The sequence below is a fragment of the Streptomyces sp. NPDC087901 genome (genome assembly GCF_044742205.1).
In the GTDB taxonomy this organism is placed as follows: Bacteria; Actinomycetota; Actinomycetes; order Streptomycetales; family Streptomycetaceae; genus Streptomyces.
In genome coordinates this window covers 619,995-637,325 of the sequence record NZ_JBIUUC010000004.1, presented here as the reverse complement: position 1 = coordinate 637,325, position 17,331 = coordinate 619,995, and the positions used below count along the sequence as shown (strand labels likewise).

At 70.2% G+C, this 17,331-nt stretch carries 16 protein-coding genes and 1 tRNA gene; 7 read left to right on the top strand and 10 right to left on the bottom strand.

Annotated elements, in window-relative coordinates:
* Positions 1-3 precede the first annotated feature (3 nt).
* The 4 genes from ACIOEW_RS16580 to ACIOEW_RS16565 all read right to left on the bottom strand — a co-directional run bounded on the left by ACIOEW_RS16580 (position 4) and on the right by ACIOEW_RS16565 (position 4,369).
* Positions 4-1,209 carry a MarP family serine protease gene (locus ACIOEW_RS16580; protein ID WP_362554120.1) on the bottom strand — a complete coding sequence of 402 codons (1,206 nt, stop codon included), beginning with the start codon at positions 1,207-1,209 and terminating at the stop codon, positions 4-6.
* A gap of 89 nt (positions 1,210-1,298) precedes the next feature.
* On the bottom strand, positions 1,299-2,138 hold the full coding sequence (locus ACIOEW_RS16575) for an NUDIX hydrolase (RefSeq protein WP_401964389.1): 840 nt from the start codon (positions 2,136-2,138) through the stop codon (positions 1,299-1,301).
* A gap of 61 nt (positions 2,139-2,199) precedes the next feature.
* Positions 2,200-3,042: an endonuclease III gene (gene nth / locus ACIOEW_RS16570; protein WP_401964388.1), complete on the bottom strand. Its 843-nt coding sequence runs from the start codon at positions 3,040-3,042 to the stop codon at positions 2,200-2,202.
* A 322-nt stretch (positions 3,043-3,364) separates the two neighbouring features.
* Positions 3,365-4,369, bottom strand: a complete 1,005-nt coding sequence (locus tag ACIOEW_RS16565; RefSeq protein WP_401964387.1) for a hypothetical protein — start codon at positions 4,367-4,369, stop codon at positions 3,365-3,367.
* A 737-nt stretch (positions 4,370-5,106) separates the two neighbouring features.
* Between ACIOEW_RS16565 and ACIOEW_RS16560 the strand changes: the two genes are divergently transcribed.
* Positions 5,107-5,781: a Crp/Fnr family transcriptional regulator gene (locus tag ACIOEW_RS16560; RefSeq protein ID WP_123460131.1), complete on the top strand. Its 675-nt coding sequence runs from the start codon at positions 5,107-5,109 to the stop codon at positions 5,779-5,781.
* Between the two features lie 85 nt (positions 5,782-5,866).
* Here ACIOEW_RS16560 and ACIOEW_RS16555 read toward each other — a convergent pair whose 3' ends face one another.
* The 4 genes from ACIOEW_RS16555 to ACIOEW_RS16540 form a co-directional block, all read right to left on the bottom strand.
* A complete protein-coding gene (locus ACIOEW_RS16555; RefSeq protein ID WP_362554109.1) occupies positions 5,867-6,697 on the bottom strand; it encodes an MBL fold metallo-hydrolase in 831 nt (276 codons plus the stop codon).
* Entirely contained in the window at positions 6,694-7,614 is a 921-nt protein-coding gene (locus tag ACIOEW_RS16550) for an NUDIX hydrolase (protein WP_401964386.1), read from the bottom strand. The genes ACIOEW_RS16555 and ACIOEW_RS16550 overlap by 4 nt, the downstream gene beginning before the upstream one ends.
* Positions 7,615-7,762: 148 nt before the next feature.
* Complete coding sequence (locus tag ACIOEW_RS16545) at positions 7,763-8,233, bottom strand: RidA family protein (RefSeq protein ID WP_351000100.1); 471 nt, start codon at positions 8,231-8,233, stop codon at positions 7,763-7,765.
* On the bottom strand, positions 8,233-8,391 hold the full coding sequence (locus ACIOEW_RS16540; protein ID WP_017947820.1) for a DUF4177 domain-containing protein: 159 nt from the start codon (positions 8,389-8,391) through the stop codon (positions 8,233-8,235). The genes ACIOEW_RS16545 and ACIOEW_RS16540 overlap by 1 nt, the downstream gene beginning before the upstream one ends.
* A gap of 82 nt (positions 8,392-8,473) precedes the next feature.
* Here ACIOEW_RS16540 and ACIOEW_RS16535 point away from each other — a divergent pair, with 82 nt between their 5' ends.
* On the top strand, positions 8,474-9,463 hold the full coding sequence (locus ACIOEW_RS16535) for an ArsA-related P-loop ATPase (RefSeq protein WP_362554101.1): 990 nt from the start codon (positions 8,474-8,476) through the stop codon (positions 9,461-9,463).
* Positions 9,460-10,926, top strand: coding sequence for an ArsA family ATPase (locus ACIOEW_RS16530; protein ID WP_401964385.1), 1,467 nt, complete (start codon positions 9,460-9,462; stop codon positions 10,924-10,926). The genes ACIOEW_RS16535 and ACIOEW_RS16530 overlap by 4 nt, the downstream gene beginning before the upstream one ends.
* 30 nt (positions 10,927-10,956) lie before the next feature.
* Here the strand turns inward: ACIOEW_RS16530 and ACIOEW_RS16525 are convergent, their stop codons facing one another.
* Positions 10,957-11,307, bottom strand: coding sequence for a WhiB family transcriptional regulator (locus ACIOEW_RS16525; protein WP_018551136.1), 351 nt, complete (start codon positions 11,305-11,307; stop codon positions 10,957-10,959).
* A 386-nt stretch (positions 11,308-11,693) separates the two neighbouring features.
* Between ACIOEW_RS16525 and ACIOEW_RS16520 the strand changes: the two genes are divergently transcribed.
* On the top strand, positions 11,694-13,934 hold the full coding sequence (locus ACIOEW_RS16520) for a transglycosylase domain-containing protein (protein WP_362554095.1): 2,241 nt from the start codon (positions 11,694-11,696) through the stop codon (positions 13,932-13,934).
* 95 nt (positions 13,935-14,029) lie between these two features.
* On the opposite strand, the gene ACIOEW_RS16515 is transcribed toward ACIOEW_RS16520, so the two are convergent.
* Complete coding sequence (locus tag ACIOEW_RS16515) at positions 14,030-14,494, bottom strand: GatB/YqeY domain-containing protein (protein ID WP_401964384.1); 465 nt, start codon at positions 14,492-14,494, stop codon at positions 14,030-14,032.
* 79 nt (positions 14,495-14,573) lie between these two features.
* Here ACIOEW_RS16515 and ACIOEW_RS16510 point away from each other — a divergent pair, with 79 nt between their 5' ends.
* From ACIOEW_RS16510 to ACIOEW_RS16500, 3 genes are all read left to right on the top strand, one after another.
* Positions 14,574-15,515 (top strand): metallophosphoesterase, encoded by a 942-nt coding sequence (locus ACIOEW_RS16510; RefSeq protein ID WP_362539174.1) that lies wholly within the window; start codon positions 14,574-14,576, stop codon positions 15,513-15,515.
* Positions 15,516-15,608: 93 nt separating this feature from the next.
* Positions 15,609-15,682, top strand: a tRNA-Pro gene (locus tag ACIOEW_RS16505).
* A 222-nt stretch (positions 15,683-15,904) separates the two neighbouring features.
* A complete protein-coding gene (locus ACIOEW_RS16500) occupies positions 15,905-17,305 on the top strand; it encodes a DNA-binding protein (RefSeq protein ID WP_401964383.1) in 1,401 nt (466 codons plus the stop codon).
* The last annotated feature ends 26 nt before the right edge of the window (positions 17,306-17,331 follow it).

Sequence of the window (17,331 nt, the reverse complement as noted above, 5' to 3'; positions counted from 1 at the left end):
CTCCTAGAGCGCGCACCCCTGACTGTCCACCTGCTGGTTGGCAGTGCGGCCCTGGGTGATGTCCTGGCGGATCTCGTCGGCCGTGAGGGCGTAACCGGTGTCGGGGTCGTCGAGAGATTTGGCGAAGACGACTCCGTACACCTTGCCTTCAGGTGTCAGCAGCGGGCCGCCGGAGTTGCCCTGCCGGACCGTCGTGAAGAGTGAGTAGACATCGCGGCGGACGGTGCCGCGGTGGTAGATGTCGGGCCCGTTCGCGTCGATGCGGGCCCGGACGCGCGCGGAGCGTACGTCGTACGAGCCGTTCTCCGGGAAGCCCGCGACGATCGCGCTGTTCCCGGTCGCGGCGTCGTGGTCGGTGTCGGTGAACTGCAGCGGCTTCGCGTCGAGGTCCGGCACGTCGAGTACGGCGATGTCGCGCCGCCAGTCGTAGAGGACGACCTTCGCGTCGTACAGCCGTCCCTGGCCGCCGATCTGCACGGTCGGCTCGTCGACGCCGCCGACGACGTGCGCATTGGTCATCACCCGGCGGTCGGAGAAGACGAATCCGGTGCCTTCGAGGACCTTGCCGCAGCTCGGGGCCGTACCGACGACCTTGACGATCGACTGCTTGGCACGGGCCGCGACGGGGCTGCCGGCCAGGGCCGGGTCGGGGGCCCTGACCTCGGTGATCGGTTCGTTGGCGAACGGGCTGAAGACCTGTGGGAAGCCGTTCTGCGCGAGAACCGACGAGAAGTCCGTGAACCAGGTGGAGGCCTGGGGCGGCATCACCCGGGAGATGCCGAGCAGGACGGAGGAGTTGCGGACCTCCTTGCCCAGCGTCGGCAGGGACGTACCGGCCAGCGCGGAGCCGATCAGCCAGGCCACCAGCAGCATCGCGACGACGTTGACGAGGGAGCCGCCGGTCGCGTCGAGGGCGCGCGCGGGCGACCAGGTGATGTACCGGCGGAGTTTGTTGCCCAGGTGGGTGGTGAAGGCCTGGCCCACCGAGGCGCACACGATCACGACGACGACCGCGACAATGGCCGCGGTCGACGAGACCTCCGAGCCGTCCGTCACCTGGTCCCACAGGATGGGGAGCAGATAGACGGCGACGAGACCGCCGCCCAGGAACCCGATCACCGACAGAATGCCGACGACGAACCCCTGGCGGTAGCCGATGACCGCGAACCACACGGCGCCGGCCAGCAGCAGGATGTCCAGCACGTTCACCGTCTATTGCCTCGCAGATTCGTCACCGGGCCCGTACGTCTCCCCGTGACCGGGAAGGCCCGGAGCAGCGGAGCACGGAAGTCAGCCTGTCATGCGCGCCAGTCGAGCGGCACCTGCTTGGCCCTGTCCCAGGGGCGCTCCCAGCCCGCGAAGTGCAGAATCCGGTCGATCACTCCTGCCGTGAACCCCCATACGAGTGCGGATTCGACCAGAAATGCCGGGCCCCGGTGGCCGCTGGGGTGGCGCGTGGTCACCCGGTTGGCCGGATCCGTGAGATCCGCCACGGGAACCGTGAAGACCCGGGCGGTCTCGGCGGGATCGACGACCCCGACCGGACTGGGCGAACGCCACCAGCCGAGGACGGGCGTCACCACGAAGCTGCTCACGGGGATGTAGAGCCGGGGCAGCACGCCGAAGAGCTGTACCCCGTGCGGATCGAGTCCGGTCTCCTCCTCGGCCTCGCGCAGCGCGGCCCGCAGCGGTCCGGTCGTCTCCTGGTCGCCGTCGGCGGGGTCCAGGGAGCCGCCGGGGAAGGAGGGCTGGCCCGGGTGGGACCGCAGACTTCCGGCGCGCTCCATCAGGAGCAGCTCCGGCCCGCGTGCGCCCTCGCCGAACAGGACGAGCACGGCGGACTGCCGCCCGGCACCGCTCGCGGGCGGCAGGAAGCGGCTGAGCTGCTGCGGCTCGATGGTCCGCGCCGCTCGGGCGATGGGGTCCAGCCAGTCGGGCAGACCCTCGGTCGTGACGTCGATCGCCGCGTCGCCGCGGGCATCGCCCCGACCGTCGCCCCGGGCATCGTCTGTGGTGGTGCGTGCGGTGTTTCGTGCGGCTTCGCGTGCGTCGTGAGACGTGTCCTGTGCGGCCGCCGCACCGGGCTCGGCCTCCGCTGCGGCGGTAGCCGCGTCCGTGCTGTGTTCATGCGTCTTCATAGGCACCCCTCGTTTCACAACGCCTGTCCTCACGCATTTCGTTCCGGCGCGGCCTGCCGTGTCAGCCGGCGCCCAGGGTGGGGGCGGGCCTGCCCGGGTAGTCCGCCGGCGGGCTCAGCCGCTGCCCCGGCCGGCCCCCCATCTCGTACTTCAGAAGCTTCCGGGCCTTCTCCGGGTCGGTCTCGCCCTCGCCGTACGAGGGACAGAGCGGCGCGACCGGACAGGCGCCGCAGGCGGGCTTGCGGGCGTGACAGATGCGGCGGCCGTGGAAGACGACGCGGTGCGAGAGCATCGTCCACTCGCTCTTGGGAAAGATCTCCGCGATCTCGGCCTCGACCTTCTCCGGATCCTCCTGCTCGGTCCACTTCCAGCGGCGGACCAGTCGGCCGAAGTGCGTGTCGACCGTGATGCCCGGAACGCCGAAGGCGTTGCCGAGGACGACGTTGGCGGTCTTGCGGCCGACCCCGGGCAGTGTCACGAGATCCGCCAGGCGCCCCGGAACCTCGCCGCCGAAGCGGTCCCGGAGGGCGACGGAGAGGCCTATGAGCGACTTGGTCTTGGCCCGGAAGAAGCCGGTCGGCCGAATGATCTCTTCCATTTCCTCCGGGACGGCCATCGCCATGTCCTCCGGAGTCGGGTACTTCGCGAACAGCGCCGGAGTCGTCTGGTTCACCCGCAGGTCCGTCGTCTGCGCGGACAGCACGGTGGCCACCAGCAGCTCGAAGGGCGTCTCGAAATCCAGCTCAGGATGCGCGTACGGATACGTCTCCGCCAGGACGCGGTTGATCTTCCGCGCCCGCCGCACCATCGCCAGGCGCGACTCCGGCTTCTCCGGCTTCTTCGGCTTCGCAGCCGCCTTCACCGCCGGTTCGACCGCGGACTTCCGGACCTTGCTCTCTGCCATGCACGAAGGCTACGCCGACGGGGCGAACCCACGGGGCCGGTTCATGAGCCGGTCACGATGCCGGCCTGCTCCCGTGCGTAGCCGCGGTCCTGAAGTCCTGGCGGCAGGTGTCAGGACGCCGGCCCGTGGTTCCGGCCGGCGTCCTTGAGGACCACAGGGGTCGGCCGACGGAGGAGGGTTCCTCGGCGCCACGGGCGGCGGCGGCCCGACCCGGGGTACGAAGGGTGAGGGCGGAGGGCGCGAGCGCCCAGCAAGGGCGGCCGCGCCGAGGAAGGCCGCGGAGAAGCCGGAGAGAGGGAAGCGGATCGGGCTGCGCCGCGCTTCAGTGCTGGTGGTCGCCGTCGTGCTCCGCGGGCGCCGACGCGGGCGGGGTGGCCGGGGTGGCTGAGGCTGCTGCGCTGGCCGGGCCGTCGGCGGCGGTGACCGTGAAGGCAGCGGTGCGGACCACGCCCCCGTGCCGGAAGTCCAGGAAGAGGCGGTAGCCGCCCCGGCTGGGCGCGGTGGTGGTGAAGGTGATGTCCGGGCCGGGCGCGGTGCCGGCGTCACCCGGCTCACCGTCCGGGTGGCCGTGCAGGTAGGCGAGGTCGCCGGCCCGCAGGGCGACCAGGTGACCGTATGCGCCGAGATAGGGCTGGAGATCGGTGACGGGCCTGCCGTCCTTGGCGACGGCGAGGCTGAGCCGCGTGGAGCGGCCGGGGGTGAGGTCGCCGGTCAGGGTGACGCGGTAGCCGTCGACGGTGACGGTGCGTCCCGTCTCGGCTGGAGGTACGGGACGCAGGTCGCCGGCCGCGTGCAGGTCGGCGCCGAGGGTCAGGCCCTGCGAGGCGCCAGCTGGGGTGAAGTCGGCGAAGACGCGGTACTCGCCTGCGGCGGGCACGGCGGCAGTGGTGCGCCAGGTGCCGTCGGCGGCACGGGTGGGATGCAGGTGCTGGAAGGTGGAGAGGTCGCGCGGGGCGACGATGAGGTGCAACTCCTTGCCGTGCGCGCGCTGGTAGGCAGTGACGGGCCTGCCGTCCGCTCCGAGGATCCGGAAGCGCAGGTCGACGGGGGCGCCGGCGGTGACGTAGGAGTCGCCGAGGCTGAGGGTGTAGCCGCGTTCGGAGATCTGCAGGCCACCGGGCAGGTGGCCGGCGCCGCCCGGCACAACTCCGCCGTCGCCGTCCGGGGAAGCCGGATCCGAAGGTGCGGCGGCTGATGTGTGCCCCGCGTGGGCGGCGGCGGACGGCTTCGGAGACGTGTCGCCGGTGACGTGGCCGATGCCGTACGAGGTGCCGAAGACGGTGGCGAGGCCTGCGGCGAAGGCAGTGATCTTCAGGGCGGTGTTCATGGCGGACTCCTCAGCGGATTCGGGGTGGGGAGAGATGCGGGTTCAGAGGTGCATCAGGCGGGAGAGGGCCCGCGCAGCCCGGTTGTGGCATGGGCCGTCGTCGTCGCGGCAACCGGACATGCGGGGCCTCCTCGTTCCGGTGGGCGGCGCGGCAACACACTCACTACATACCCCCTAGGGGTATACAGTCAACCCAAATCAAGATACTGGGAGGGGGTATACAACTCCGGGTCGTCCGCCAGTCGCGGGCAACCCGTCACATCCTCAGACCCCTGACCCTCAGAGCCTCACACCCCTGTCCCTCAGAGCCTCAGACCCCTGAGCCGCTTCGCTCATGTCGCGGCCGGCCCACCCCGAGCAACCCGCTCCACCCACGAAGAGACCTCCACTCAGCCGCAACCGCCCCGCGCCGCCCGCGCGCACCCCACGCACCCCACGGGGCATTTGCCGCACTTTCCCGCCCCTTGACGACCTGTTCGCCCACAGCGGAATCACGACCCGCCGACACCCCGTCAGCCCCCTTGGCCTGCGCTCCCACCGGCGTTCCGGTCACCCGTCCGGCCCAGCGCCCACCCCCGGCATCCACGCCCCTCGCCGGCGATCCACCCCCAATCGGCCCCCTGCCGTACGCTCCGGCACGCGCGTGCGTCAAACTGGTTTGTGATTGATCGCACTGTTTTACCGTCCGGCATGATGGGGACCACGGTTCCCTGAACAGGCCGACAAGGAGAGAACTCGTGGACGACGTTCTGCGGCGCGCCCCGCTTTTCGCGGCGCTCGATGACGAGCAGGCCGCGGAGCTCCGCGCCTCGATGAGTGAGGTGACCCTCGCGCGCGGCGACGCGCTGTTCCACGAGGGTGACCCGGGTGACCGCCTCTATGTGGTCACCGAGGGCAAGGTGAAGCTCCACCGCACCTCCCCCGACGGGCGCGAGAACATGCTGGCGGTCCTCGGCCCCGGCGAACTGATCGGTGAGCTGTCGCTCTTCGACCCGGGCCCGCGTACCGCCACCGCGACCGCGCTGACCGAGGTCAAGCTCCTCGGCCTCGGCCACGGCGACCTTCAGCCCTGGCTGAACGTACGCCCCGAGGTGGCCACGGCCCTGCTGCGCGCCGTCGCCCGGCGCCTGCGCAAGACCAACGACCAGATGTCCGACCTGGTCTTCTCCGACGTGCCGGGCCGTGTCGCCCGCGCCCTCCTCGACCTGTCGCGCCGCTTCGGCGTCCAGTCGGAGGAAGGCATCCACGTCGTGCACGACCTGACGCAGGAGGAGCTGGCCCAGCTGGTCGGCGCCTCCCGCGAGACGGTCAACAAGGCCCTCGCCGACTTCGCCGGCCGCGGCTGGCTGCGGCTGGAGGCCCGTGCGGTGATCCTGCTGGACGTGGAGCGGCTGGCCAAGCGGTCCCGCTGACCCGTCGTCGTACGTAGCGCCCGAGGGGCCCCGCCGGTGTCGGCGGGGCCCCTCGGGCGTTGCGTACGTATCCGGGGCGGGCCCGTCAGATCAGCCCGTGCTCGGTCAGGTATTCCATCTGCGCCCGCACCGAGAGCTCCGCCGCGGGCCACAGGGACCGGTCCACGTCCGCGTACACATGCGCCACGACCTCCGACGACGTCAGGTAGCCGGCCTCCACGGCCGTCTCCACCTGGGCCAGGCGGTGTGCGCGGTGGGCCAGGTAGAACTCGACCGCGCCCTGCGCGTCGTCCAGCACCGGACCGTGTCCTGGCAGCACCGTGTGCACCCCGTCGTCGACCGCCAGCGAGCGCAGCCGCCGCAGCGAGTCGAGATAGTCCCCCAGCCGGCCGTCCGGGTGCGCCACCAGCGTCGTCCCGCGCCCGAGGATCGTGTCCCCCGTCAGCACCGCGCGGTCGGCGGGCAGATGGAAGGAGAGCGAGTCCGCGGTGTGGCCCGGAGTGGGCACCACGTACATCTCCAGCCCGCCGGTCGTGATCACGTCCCCCGTGCCCAGGCCCTCGTCACCGAGGCGGAGCTCCGGGTCCAGGGCCCGCACCTTCGTACGGGTCAGCTCGGCGAACCTGGCCGCGCCCTCCGCGTGGTCGGGGTGGCCGTGCGTGAGGAGCGTGAGCGCGATCCGGCGGCCCGCCCGCTCGGCCGTGTCGATGACGGCCCGCAGATGGGCGTCGTCCAGGGGGCCCGGGTCGATGACCACCGCGAGGTCCGAGTCCGGCTCGGCGACGATCCAGGTGTTGGTGCCGTCCAGCGTCATCGCCGACGCGTTCGGCGCGAGGACGTTGACCGTACGGACCGTGGCGGGGCCGGACAGCACCCCGCCGCGGGGCTGTCCGGGCAGCGCGGCCGCGTCGCTCATGCCGCCCCACCGCCCGTGCCGCCCGTGCCGCCCGTGCCGCCCGTGCCGCTCGACGGGATGTGTTTGGTGAACTCCTCGTGCCCCGGCCAGCTCAGCACCAGCTCGTCACCCTCCAGACGGGCTTGTGCGAGCACGGGGGCGAGGTCCTGGCCCGATGCCGCCTCCAGCGCCTGCGCGGCGGTGGCGTACGGCCTGAGCGTGCGCAACGTGGAGACCGTCGGCGGCATCATCAGGAGCTCGCCCCGGTCATATCCGTCGGCCGCATCGCCCGGACCGATCCACACCGTGCGGTCGGCCTCCGTCGAGGCGTTGCGGGTGCGCTGGCCGGCCGGGAGCGCGGCGACGAAGAACCACGTGTCGTAGCGGCGTGGTTCGAACTCCGGAGTGATCCAGCGCGCCCACGCGCCGAGCAGGTCCGAGCGCAGCACCAGTCCGCGCCGGTCGAGGAACTCCGCGAACGACAGCTCACGCGCGACCAGTGCCTCGCGGTCGGCCTCCCAGTCCGCACCGGTGGTGTCGGTGACGACCGTGCCGGCGGTCGGTCCTGCGAGCAGGACGCCCGCCTCCTCGTACGTCTCGCGGACCGCCGCGCAGACGATCGCCTGCGCCTCGGCCGGTGCACCGACACCGAGCCGCCGCGCCCAGCTCTCCAGCGCGGGTCCGGCCCAGCCGACGAGCCGGTCGTCGTCGCGCGGGTCGACCCCGCCACCCGGATAGGCGTACGCCCCTCCGGCAAAGGCCATCGAGGTGCGCCGGCGCAGCATGTGGACCGTGGGCCCGCCCCCGGTACCCGCGGCGGCATCCCGGAGCAGCATCACGGTGGCTGCCCGCCTGGGAGTGGCCGCCGTCAGTTCGCCTGCGGCGAGGGCCCGGATCCGGTCGGGCCATTCCGGTGGGTACCACTGACCATTGGACATGGCCGGAGGCTATCCGGAACCGCGCCGATGTTCGAGGGGCACGGTGATCCGTGCATGCCCTGTACACAGATGATCCCGCCCGGTCGTGACGACCGGACGGGATCCTCGCGGAACCGGGACGGAGCCCCGGCAGCGGTACGACTTCGGCTCAGGCTCCGGTCAGCTCGACCTGGACCTCGACCTCGACCGGCGCGTCCAGCGGCAGCACCGCGACACCGACGGCACTGCGGGCGTGCACGCCCTTGTCACCGAGCACCGCGCCGAGCAGTTCGCTCGCGCCGTTGATCACGGCGGGCTGGCCGGTGAAGTCCGTGGCCGAGGCGACGAAGCCGACGACCTTCACGACGCGGGCGATCCGGTCCAGGTCGCCCGCGACCGACTTCACGGCGGCCAGCGCGTTGAGCGCGCAGGTCTTCGCCAGCTCCTTCGCCTCGTCGGGCGTGACCTCCGCGCCGACCTTGCCGGTGACGGCGAGCTTGCCGTCCACCATCGGCAGCTGGCCCGAGGTGTACACGTACACCCCGGACTGCACGGCCGGCTGGTACGCGGCGAGCGGCGGCACGACGTCCGGCAGGGCCAGCCCGAGTTCGGCGAGCTTCGCCTCGACGGCGCCCGCCACTACGACTTCTCCCGCTTCAGGTAGGCCACGAGCTGCTCGGGGTTGTTCGGGCCGGGAACGACCTGGACCAGCTCCCAGCCGTCCTCGCCCCAGGTGTCCAGAATCTGCTTGGTCGCGTGCACGAGAAGGGGCACGGTCGCGTATTCCCACTTGGTCATGGCCCGACTGTAATGCCTGCGCAATCCCCGGGACGCGCAGCCTCGTGCGTAGCCTGCGGCGCGACTGGTTAGGCTCGAATACGTGAGCAGGTTCCAGGTCGTCAGCGGCAAGGGCGGTACCGGTAAGACCACGGTCGCCGCCGCCCTCGCGCTCGCCCTCGCGACCGAGGGCAGGCGCACCCTCCTCGTCGAGGTCGAGGGCAGACAGGGCATCGCCCAGCTCTTCGAGGCGGATTCCCTCCCCTACGAGGAGCGCAAGATCGCCGTCGCGCCGGGCGGCGGCGAGGTGTACGCCCTCGCGATCGATGCCGAGCGCGCCCTCCTCGACTACCTCCAGATGTTCTACAAGCTCGGCAGCGCGGGCCGGGCACTCAAGAAGCTCGGCGCGATCGACTTCGCCACCACCATCGCGCCCGGTGTCCGGGACGTGCTGCTGACGGGCAAGGCGTGCGAGGCGGTGCGCCGCAAGGACAAGCGGAACCGATTCGTCTACGACTACGTGATCATGGACGCCCCGCCGACCGGCCGGATCACCCGCTTCCTCAACGTGAACGACGAGGTGGCGGGGCTGGCCCGGATCGGCCCGATACACAATCAAGCGCAGGCCGTGATGCGGGTGCTGAAGTCCCCGGAGACCGCGGTGCACCTGGTGACCCTGCTGGAGGAGATGCCGGTCCAGGAGACCGCGGACGGCATCGCGGAGCTGCAGGCCGCCGAACTGCCGGTGGGCCGGGTCATCGTGAACATGGTGCGCCCGCACCTGCTGGACGAGGACGCGCTGCGCACCGCTGCGGGCGGCCGGCGCAAGGAGATCGCAAAGACGCTCACCCGGGCGGGAGTGACGGGCTCCGCAGGGCTCGTACGTCCCCTGGTCGCACAGGCGGCCGAGCATGCCCAGCGGGTGGAGCTGGAGCGTGAGCAGCGCGCCGTACTCGCGGAGCTCGGACTGCCGGGGTACGAGCTCCCGCTGATCGGCGAGGGCGTGGACCCGGCCGGGCTGTACGAGCTGGCGATGGAGCTGCGCAAGCAGGGCGCGGGCGAAGGGGCGGCGGAACAAGGGGTGGGTTCATGACAGCGGCCGCGGACACCGGCAGGACCACAGGCGCAGACACCGGAACAGGCGCGGAAACCGACACCGGAGCGGACGCGGGTACGGCCACGGCCCCCGCCCTGGACACCGATGCCCTGCTCGACGACCCGGACATCCGGATCGTCGTGTGCTGCGGCTCGGGCGGCGTCGGCAAGACGACGACCGCGGCGGCCCTCGGCGTACGCGCGGCCGAGCGCGGTCGCAAGGTCGTCGTCCTCACCATCGACCCGGCGCGCAGGCTCGCCCAGTCCATGGGCATCGACTCCCTGGACAACATCCCCCGCCGGGTGAAGGGCGTCGGGACGCAGGGCGCCGGCGAACTGCACGCCATGATGCTCGACATGAAGCGGACCTTCGACGAGATCGTCGAGGCGCACGCGGACGGGGAGCGGGCCCGCGCGATCCTGGAGAACCCCTTCTACCAGTCCCTGTCGGCCGGTTTCGCGGGCACGCAGGAGTACATGGCGATGGAGAAGCTCGGTCAGCTGCGGGCGCGCGACGAGTGGGACCTGATCGTCGTCGACACCCCGCCGTCGCGGTCCGCACTGGATTTCCTGGACGCCCCGAAGCGGCTGGGCTCGTTCCTGGACGGGAAGTTCATCAAGCTGTTGATGGCCCCGGCCAAAATGGGCGGCCGGGCCGGAATGAAGTTCCTCAACGTGGGCATGTCGATGATGACCGGGACCCTGGGCAAGCTGCTCGGCGGCCAGTTCCTGCGTGATGTGCAGACCTTCGTCGCCGCGATGGACACCATGTTCGGCGGGTTCCGCACCCGCGCCGATGCCACGTACAAGCTCCTCCAGGCACCCGGCACGGCGTTTCTCGTCGTCGCGACACCGGAGCGGGACGCGCTCCGCGAAGCGGCGTATTTCGTGGAGCGGCTGGCCGCGGAGGACATGCCGCTGGCCGGTCTGGTGCTCAACCGGGTCCACGGCAGTGACGCCGCCCGGCTCTCCGCCGAGCGCGCGCTGGCCGCCGCAGAAAATCTTGATTCCGACGGCATTGTGGATCAGGGCGCCGGGAAGGCTGGACTTCGTGAGCCCGCCGAATCCCCCGCGGCCGGTTCCGCACAGACCCCGGACCCCGCAGGAGCCGCCACCCCCGAACCGTCCGAGCATGCCTCGGAGCACGAGCCCGCCGGCATCCCGGACGTCGATGCCGACGCCCGTACGGACGCCGTAACCACAGACACCTCACCCGCAGACGCCCCGACCACAGACATCGTGACCGTCGAACAGCTGACGGCAGGTCTGTTGCGCCTCCATGCCGAACGGATGCAGGTGGTCGCGCGCGAAAAGCGCACACGCGACCGCTTCACCGCGCTGCATCCCGAGGTGGCCGTGACCGCGGTGGCCGCGCTGCCCGGAGATGTTCACGACCTCGCGGGGCTGCGAGCCATCGGGGACCGGCTCGCGACCGGTTCCGCCTCGGCCGGAGCTGCGTAGTCACCCCGTCGTCCGTCCTGCCGCCCGGGGCTACCCCACGGCGGCGAACGTCTCGTGCAGTTCGTCGTCCTCCAGCCCGATCGCCACGGGCAGGATGCCCGTGGACCGCTCGTACTCGCTGCGTGCGGTCTCCAGCAGCCGGCGCCAGGACGTGACCGTCGGGCGCCGACGCAGCAATGCGCGGCGCTCCCGCTCGGTCATTCCGCCCCACACGCCGAATTCGACGCGATTGTCCAGCGCATCGGCCAGGCACTCGGTCCGCACCGGACATCCGGTGCACACCGCCTTGGCTCTGTTCTGCGCTGCCCCTTGTACGAACAGTTCATCCGGATCGGTAGTGCGGCAGGCTGCCTGCGCACTCCAGTCGGTTACCCAGCCCATCCCGGCGCCGTCCTCTCCCGAATCGAGGCTCCCCCACGGCGGTAGCGGCATATTCACCGCTGCCAGTTGAGGACGTTACGGAAGGTGGCGACAGCACAACACCCCCTTCGGGCCCAATCTTGAATGGCCCGAACGGACTATGCGTATGCGGCAGATCACCCAGGGGAGTGATGCAAGGACATGCGCGACTATCCCGGCAGAATCGGGACAGATCACCTGAGTCACAACGGACGTTCGATGACACACGAGGCGATTTCGGGAGCGCCTGAACTCGTGGCCGTGCAGTGCAGGGGGGTTGATACGGAACCGGACTGCTGTGACAGTTGAGAGCAGCTTAGGCCAAGGCATATACGTGTGTCCGGCGAATGAGAACGTAGGCTGCCCCCATGCCAAAGAAGCGCTCGGGCGGGGGTCTCACGACGACCCAGCAGGCCGCCAAGTTCCTCGGTGTCGCCGCACTCTCCGGAGTGGTCCTGGCGGGCATCGCGCTGCCGGCCGCCGGAGCACTGGGTCTCGCCGCCAAGGGAACGGTCGACGGGTTCGACGAGATCCCGGCCAATCTGAAGACTCCGCCGCTGAGTCAGCGCACCACGATCCTGGACAACCAGGGCGGCCAGATCGCCACGGTGTACTCGCGGGACCGCACCGTGGTGCCGCTGACGAAGATCTCCCCGTACATGCAGAAGGCGATCATCGCGATCGAGGACGCCCGCTTCTACGAGCACGGCGCGGTCGACCTCAAGGGCATCCTGCGTGCGATGAACCGCAACGTACAGGCGGGCGGGACCGCGCAGGGCGCGTCGACCCTCACCCAGCAGTACGTGAAGAACGTCTTCGTCGAGGAGGCCGGCGACGACCCGACCAAGGTCGCCCAGGCCACGCAGCAGACGCTCGGCCGCAAGGTCCAGGAGCTGAAGTACGCGATCCAGGTCGAGGAAGAACTCGGCAAGAAGAAGATCCTGGAGAACTACCTCAACATCACCTTCTTCGGGCAGCAGGCGTACGGCGTCGAGGCGGCCTCCCAGCGGTACTTCTCCAAGTCGGCGAAGGACCTGAAGCTGGAGGAGGCGGCGATGCTGGCCGGCATCGTGCAGTCGCCCAGCCGCTACGACCCCGTCAACGACACGGAGGAGGCGACCAAGCGTCGCAACACCGTGATCCAGCGGATGGCCGATGTCGGGGACATCGCGCAGGAGGAAGCCGACAAGGCCAAGGCGACCCCGATCAAGCTGAAGGTGAAGCGGCCGAAGAACGGCTGCATCACCGCGGTCAGCGGATCGGGCTTCTTCTGCGACTACGTCCACCAGATCGTCACGAGCGACCCGGCCTTCGGCAAGACCTCGAAGGACCGGGCCAAGCTCTGGGCCACCGGCGGACTGACCATCAAGACGACCCTGGACCCGCGTTCCCAGGCCTCCTCCAACGAAGCGGCGACCTCACGGGTCAACGAGACCGACAAGGTCGCGGCCTCGGTCGTCCAGGTCCAGCCCGGCACCGGTCAGATCCTGGCGATGGCGCAGTCCCGCCCCTACGGGCTGGACGCGTCCAAGCACCAGACCATGATGAACCTCTCCGTCGACCACAAGATGGGCGGCACCAACTTCGGCTTCCAGGTCGGATCGACCTTCAAGCCGATCACGGCGGCTGCCGCGCTGGAGAAGGGGATCAGCCCGGCCCAGAGCTTCACCACGGACCGCCGGATCACCTTGCCCGCCGACGCCTTCCGCACCTGCGAGAACCAGCCCGCGGACACCGTCCCGTGGGAGGTGGAGAACGAGCTCGAGTCGGAGAAGGGCACCTTCGACATGACCGGCGCGCTCGCCAAGTCGGTCAACACCTACTTCGCGAAGCTCGAGGAGCAGGCCGGCCTCTGCGAGACGCTCACGATGGCCAAGAAGGTCGGCTACATCCGCGGCGACAACAAGCCTCTGCGGCAGGCCCCGTCCACCACGCTCGGCGGCCAGGAGTCGACGCCGCTGGCGATGGCCGCGCTGTACGCCACCTTCGCCAACCGCGGCAGTTACTGCACCCCGGTCGCCATCCTGTCGGTGACCAAGCCGGACGGAAAGCAGATCGAGGTACCGAAGACGACGTGCAGCAGCGCCATGAGCGAGCACACGGCCGACACCATCAACCAGATGCTCAAGGGCGTGGTCGAGGACGGCACCGGAAAGGCCGCCGGTCTCAGCGACCGTGACAACGCGGGCAAGACCGGTACGAGCGACGAACGCAAGAACGCCTGGTTCGTCGGCTACACGCCGAACCTGTCCACAGCGGTGTGGGTCGGCAACGACGGCGCCCGGCAGGACCCGATGAGCAACATCACCATCGGCGGCCAGTACTACGAGGACGTCTGCGGTGGCTGTCTGCCCGGCCCGATCTGGCGGACGGCGATGACCGGTTCCCTGAACGCCTCCGAAACCCCGGCCTTCACCGCGGTCGACGTACCGCGGGCGAAGCCCAAGGAGGACAAGGACAAGAACAAGGACAAGAACAAGCCGGGCCAGGGCGACAACAAGCCCGGCGGCGACACGCCGTTCCCCGGCATCAGCATTTCGCCGGACCTGATCGGCGGAAACGACGGCAACGGCCGCGGTCAGAACGACGGCGGGACCAACGGCCCCTGAGCCGCCCGGTCCCTGCGTACGTCAGACATGAAGGTGGGGCGCCCCCCGGTCCGGGGGCGCCCCACCTTCATGTCCGCCTGCTGAACCACGCGGCCTCAGCCCGCGAGCAGCTTCTTCACCGTGGCGGCCACCCGGCCGCCCTCGGCACGGCCCGCGACCTTCGGGTTCACGATCTTCATGACGGTGCCCATGGCACGCGGTCCCTCGGCCCCGGCGGACTTCGCCTCATCGACGGCGGACGCCACGATCGCGGTCAGCTCGTCGTCGCTCAGCTGCTGCGGGAGGTAGGCGTCGAGCAGCTCGCCCTCCCTCTTCTCCCGCTCGGCCTGCTCGGCCCGGCCGCCCTTGGCGAAGGCCTCGGCCGCCTCGCGGCGCTTCTTGGCCTCCTTGGCGATCACCTTCTGCACCTCGTCGTCGGAGAGTTCGCGGGCCGTCTTGCCGCCGACCTCCTCCTTGGTGATCGCGGTGAGAGTCAGCCGGAGCGTCGACGAGGTCAGCTCGTCGCGCGCCTTCATGGCCGTGGTGAGGTCTTCCTTGAGCTTGGACTTGAGCGTGGTCATGGGGTGATTGTGGCAGGTGCGGGGTGCCCGCCGCCCGCCGGTTTTCCTGTGGACACGCACCGTCTGCGACGATGGGCGCATGCGCGCACGCTACGGAGTACCCCTGAAAATCACGGCGGTCACCGCCGCGGCCGGCGCCGCCGGTCTCGCCTACGCAGCCGGATTCGAGGCCCGGTCGTTCCGCCTGCGAAGGATCACCGTCCCGGTACTCCCCCACGGGGCACGCCCGTTGCGCGTCCTTCAGGTCTCCGACGTCCACATGGTCAGCGGCCAGCGCAAGAAGCGCGCCTGGCTGCAGTCCCTGGCCGGGCTGCGCCCGGACTTCGTGGTGAACACCGGCGACAACCTCTCCGACCCGGAGGCCGTACCGGAGCTGCTCGACGCACTCGGTCCGCTGATGGAGTTCCCGGGTGTGTACGTGTTCGGCTCCAACGACTACTACGGCCCCAAGCTCCGCAACCCCGCCCGCTACCTCTTCGAGAAGGCCGCGGGCAAGCACGGGCTCAACGGGAACACCCCCGCCGTCGGCGTCGTCCACAACCCGTGGGAACCGATGCGCGACGCCTTCGACGACGCGGGCTGGCTGAACCTTTCCAACGCTCGCGGCCGCCTCAAGCTCGACGGCCTGGAGCTGGCCTTCACCGGCCTCGACGACCCGCACATCCGGCGTGACCGCTACGCCGAGGTGTCGGGCGGCCCCGAGACGGGCGCCGACCTCTCCATCGGCGTGGTCCACGCCCCCTACCTGCGCTCACTCGACGCCTTCACCGCAGACGGCTACCCGCTGATCCTGGCCGGCCACACCCACGGCGGCCAGCTGTGCATCCCCTTCTACGGCGCCCTGGTCACCAACTGCGACCTGGACACGGACCGCGTGAAGGGCCTCTCCAGCCACACGGCCGAAGGCCACCGCGCCTACCTCCACGTCTCGGCCGGCTGCGGCACCAACCGCTACACCCCGGTCCGCTTCGCCTGCCCCCCGGAGGCGACTCTGCTGACCTTGACGGCGCGAGACGTGTGACAGACGGCGGCCGCCCGATCGGCAAAAAGCGGATTTCGTCTCCGGGCGCCGGTGGGCTAAAGTAATCGATGTCGCCGGGAGACCGGCGGCGATCGGGGTGTAGCGCAGCTTGGCAGCGCGCTTCGTTCGGGACGAAGAGGTCGTGGGTTCAAATCCCGCCACCCCGACAGCCGTAAGACCAGGTCAGGGGCCTGATCCACTTAGTGGGTCGGGCCCCTGACTCGTTCCTGGGGCCATCTTGGGAGCCGTTTGGGAGCCAACCTCGGAATCCGGCTCCCAGAAATCGGCGAGGGCGTTCCGGCAGTCCGGCAAACAGCCGTCGAGAGGCAAACCCGCCCCGTAGGCTCTGGGCACCCGGTGCACCGTCGCTGGGCGTACGAGGGGGCACCGTGGATCATCTCTTCACCGTCGCCGGCCAGACGGCCACGCCGATATCGCGCACTGGGCTAGCCGCGGAAAGTCTTCTTGAGCGGCAGCACCTTCAGGAGTGGGTGATCGCCCATCCGCAGGTGCTCGGGGAGTCGGTGCTCGTGGTCACCGCGGAGTACGACCGGTGGGCCGACACGGACGGAGTGCCGACGCGCGACCGGTTGGACGTTCTAGGGCTGGACGCGACCGGCCGCCTCGTCGTGGTCGAGCTGAAGCGAGGGACGGCCGACCGGGACGTGCACCTCCAGGCGATCACCTACGCCGCTCTGGTGTCCCGGTTCGACCTCGGCACCCTGGCCCAGGCGCACCGCGACTTCCTGTCGCGCAGGGGGCAGGACCTCGACATCGACGCGTGCAAGCAGCGCCTGCTCGACCACGTGGACGGGGAGTGGAGCCCGGAGCTGCTCCAGCGCCCCCGCCAAGTGATCATCGCCGCCGACTTCCCCAAGCAGGTCACCCACTCCGTGGTCTGGCTGTCGGAGATGAGCCTCGACATCGACCTCATCCAGGTGGGCCTGTGGAAGGTGGAGGGCCACCTCGTCGCCGGCTTCACGAAGGTCTATCCGACCCCGGAGGTGGAGGAGTTCACGCTCGCACCGGCTCGGGTCGAAGGCGAGGCGGCGGCCAAGAAGCTGCAGGAACGCTCACGCTCGCGCAACGCCGTCCACGTACTCGTCGGTGCGGGCCTGCTGCCCGACGGCACCAGGCTGCGGCTGACGCCGCGCCACGGTGCACCGGAATCCATCCGCAACGCCATCCTTGCCTGGGTGGAGGAGGACATCAGCCGAGCGACGGCCACCTGGACCAATAACACGTCCAAGCCACTCCGCTGGGACGCCGATGGCGCGTCATACTCTCCGACCGGACTGGCCAACCACATCTTCACGAGCGTGACGGACCGCACCGCCGACGGCATACAGGGGACGACGTGGTGGGACGTCGATACAGACCATGTACCCGCGGACGTCGACCCCGAGGAATGGGCCGCGTTGGCGGGGATCGATCTCACAGGTCTGGCCAGGCAGCTCAACGGGACCCGCAAGGACTGGACGGGGTTGCATATCCTGCTAGGCGCCGTCCCCGCCGGACGGTGGACCACCTACGGAGACGTAGCGGCGGTGATCGGCAGCCATGCCGTCCCGGTCGGCACCCATCTGGCCGCCTGCGGCCAATGCCCCAACCCCTGGCGCGTCCTCAATGCAGCAGGACGCGTCAGCCAAGGCTTCCAGTGGCCCGATCAGACGCGCACGGACACCCCTGCAGACGTCCTGATCGCCGAAGGAGTCCGATTCGACGGGGACTCCGCCGATCCGGAAACGCGCCTGCGTCGGGACGCTCTCCGGCAACTGCTCGACGGCTGAGAAGGTCTCCTCCGGGCTGAAGCACT

Bases quoted from the DNA above. Each gene is read 5' to 3' on its own strand.
- ACIOEW_RS16575 (WP_401964389.1), bottom strand. From the start codon at position 2,138: ATGAAGACGCATGAACACAGCACGGACGCGGCTACCGCCGCAGCGGAG.
- nth (WP_401964388.1), bottom strand. From the start codon at position 3,042: ATGGCAGAGAGCAAGGTCCGGAAGTCCGCGGTCGAACCGGCGGTGAAG.
- ACIOEW_RS16565 (WP_401964387.1), bottom strand. From the start codon at position 4,369: ATGAACACCGCCCTGAAGATCACTGCCTTCGCCGCAGGCCTCGCCACC.
- ACIOEW_RS16555 (WP_362554109.1), bottom strand. From the start codon at position 6,697: ATGAGCGACGCGGCCGCGCTGCCCGGACAGCCCCGCGGCGGGGTGCTG.
- ACIOEW_RS16550 (WP_401964386.1), bottom strand. From the start codon at position 7,614: ATGTCCAATGGTCAGTGGTACCCACCGGAATGGCCCGACCGGATCCGG.
- ACIOEW_RS16540 (WP_017947820.1), bottom strand. From the start codon at position 8,391: ATGACCAAGTGGGAATACGCGACCGTGCCCCTTCTCGTGCACGCGACC.
- ACIOEW_RS16530 (WP_401964385.1), top strand. From the start codon at position 9,460: ATGACAGCGGCCGCGGACACCGGCAGGACCACAGGCGCAGACACCGGA.
- ACIOEW_RS16525 (WP_018551136.1), bottom strand. From the start codon at position 11,307: ATGGGCTGGGTAACCGACTGGAGTGCGCAGGCAGCCTGCCGCACTACC.
- ACIOEW_RS16520 (WP_362554095.1), top strand. From the start codon at position 11,694: ATGCCAAAGAAGCGCTCGGGCGGGGGTCTCACGACGACCCAGCAGGCC.
- ACIOEW_RS16515 (WP_401964384.1), bottom strand. From the start codon at position 14,494: ATGACCACGCTCAAGTCCAAGCTCAAGGAAGACCTCACCACGGCCATG.
- ACIOEW_RS16510 (WP_362539174.1), top strand. From the start codon at position 14,574: ATGCGCGCACGCTACGGAGTACCCCTGAAAATCACGGCGGTCACCGCC.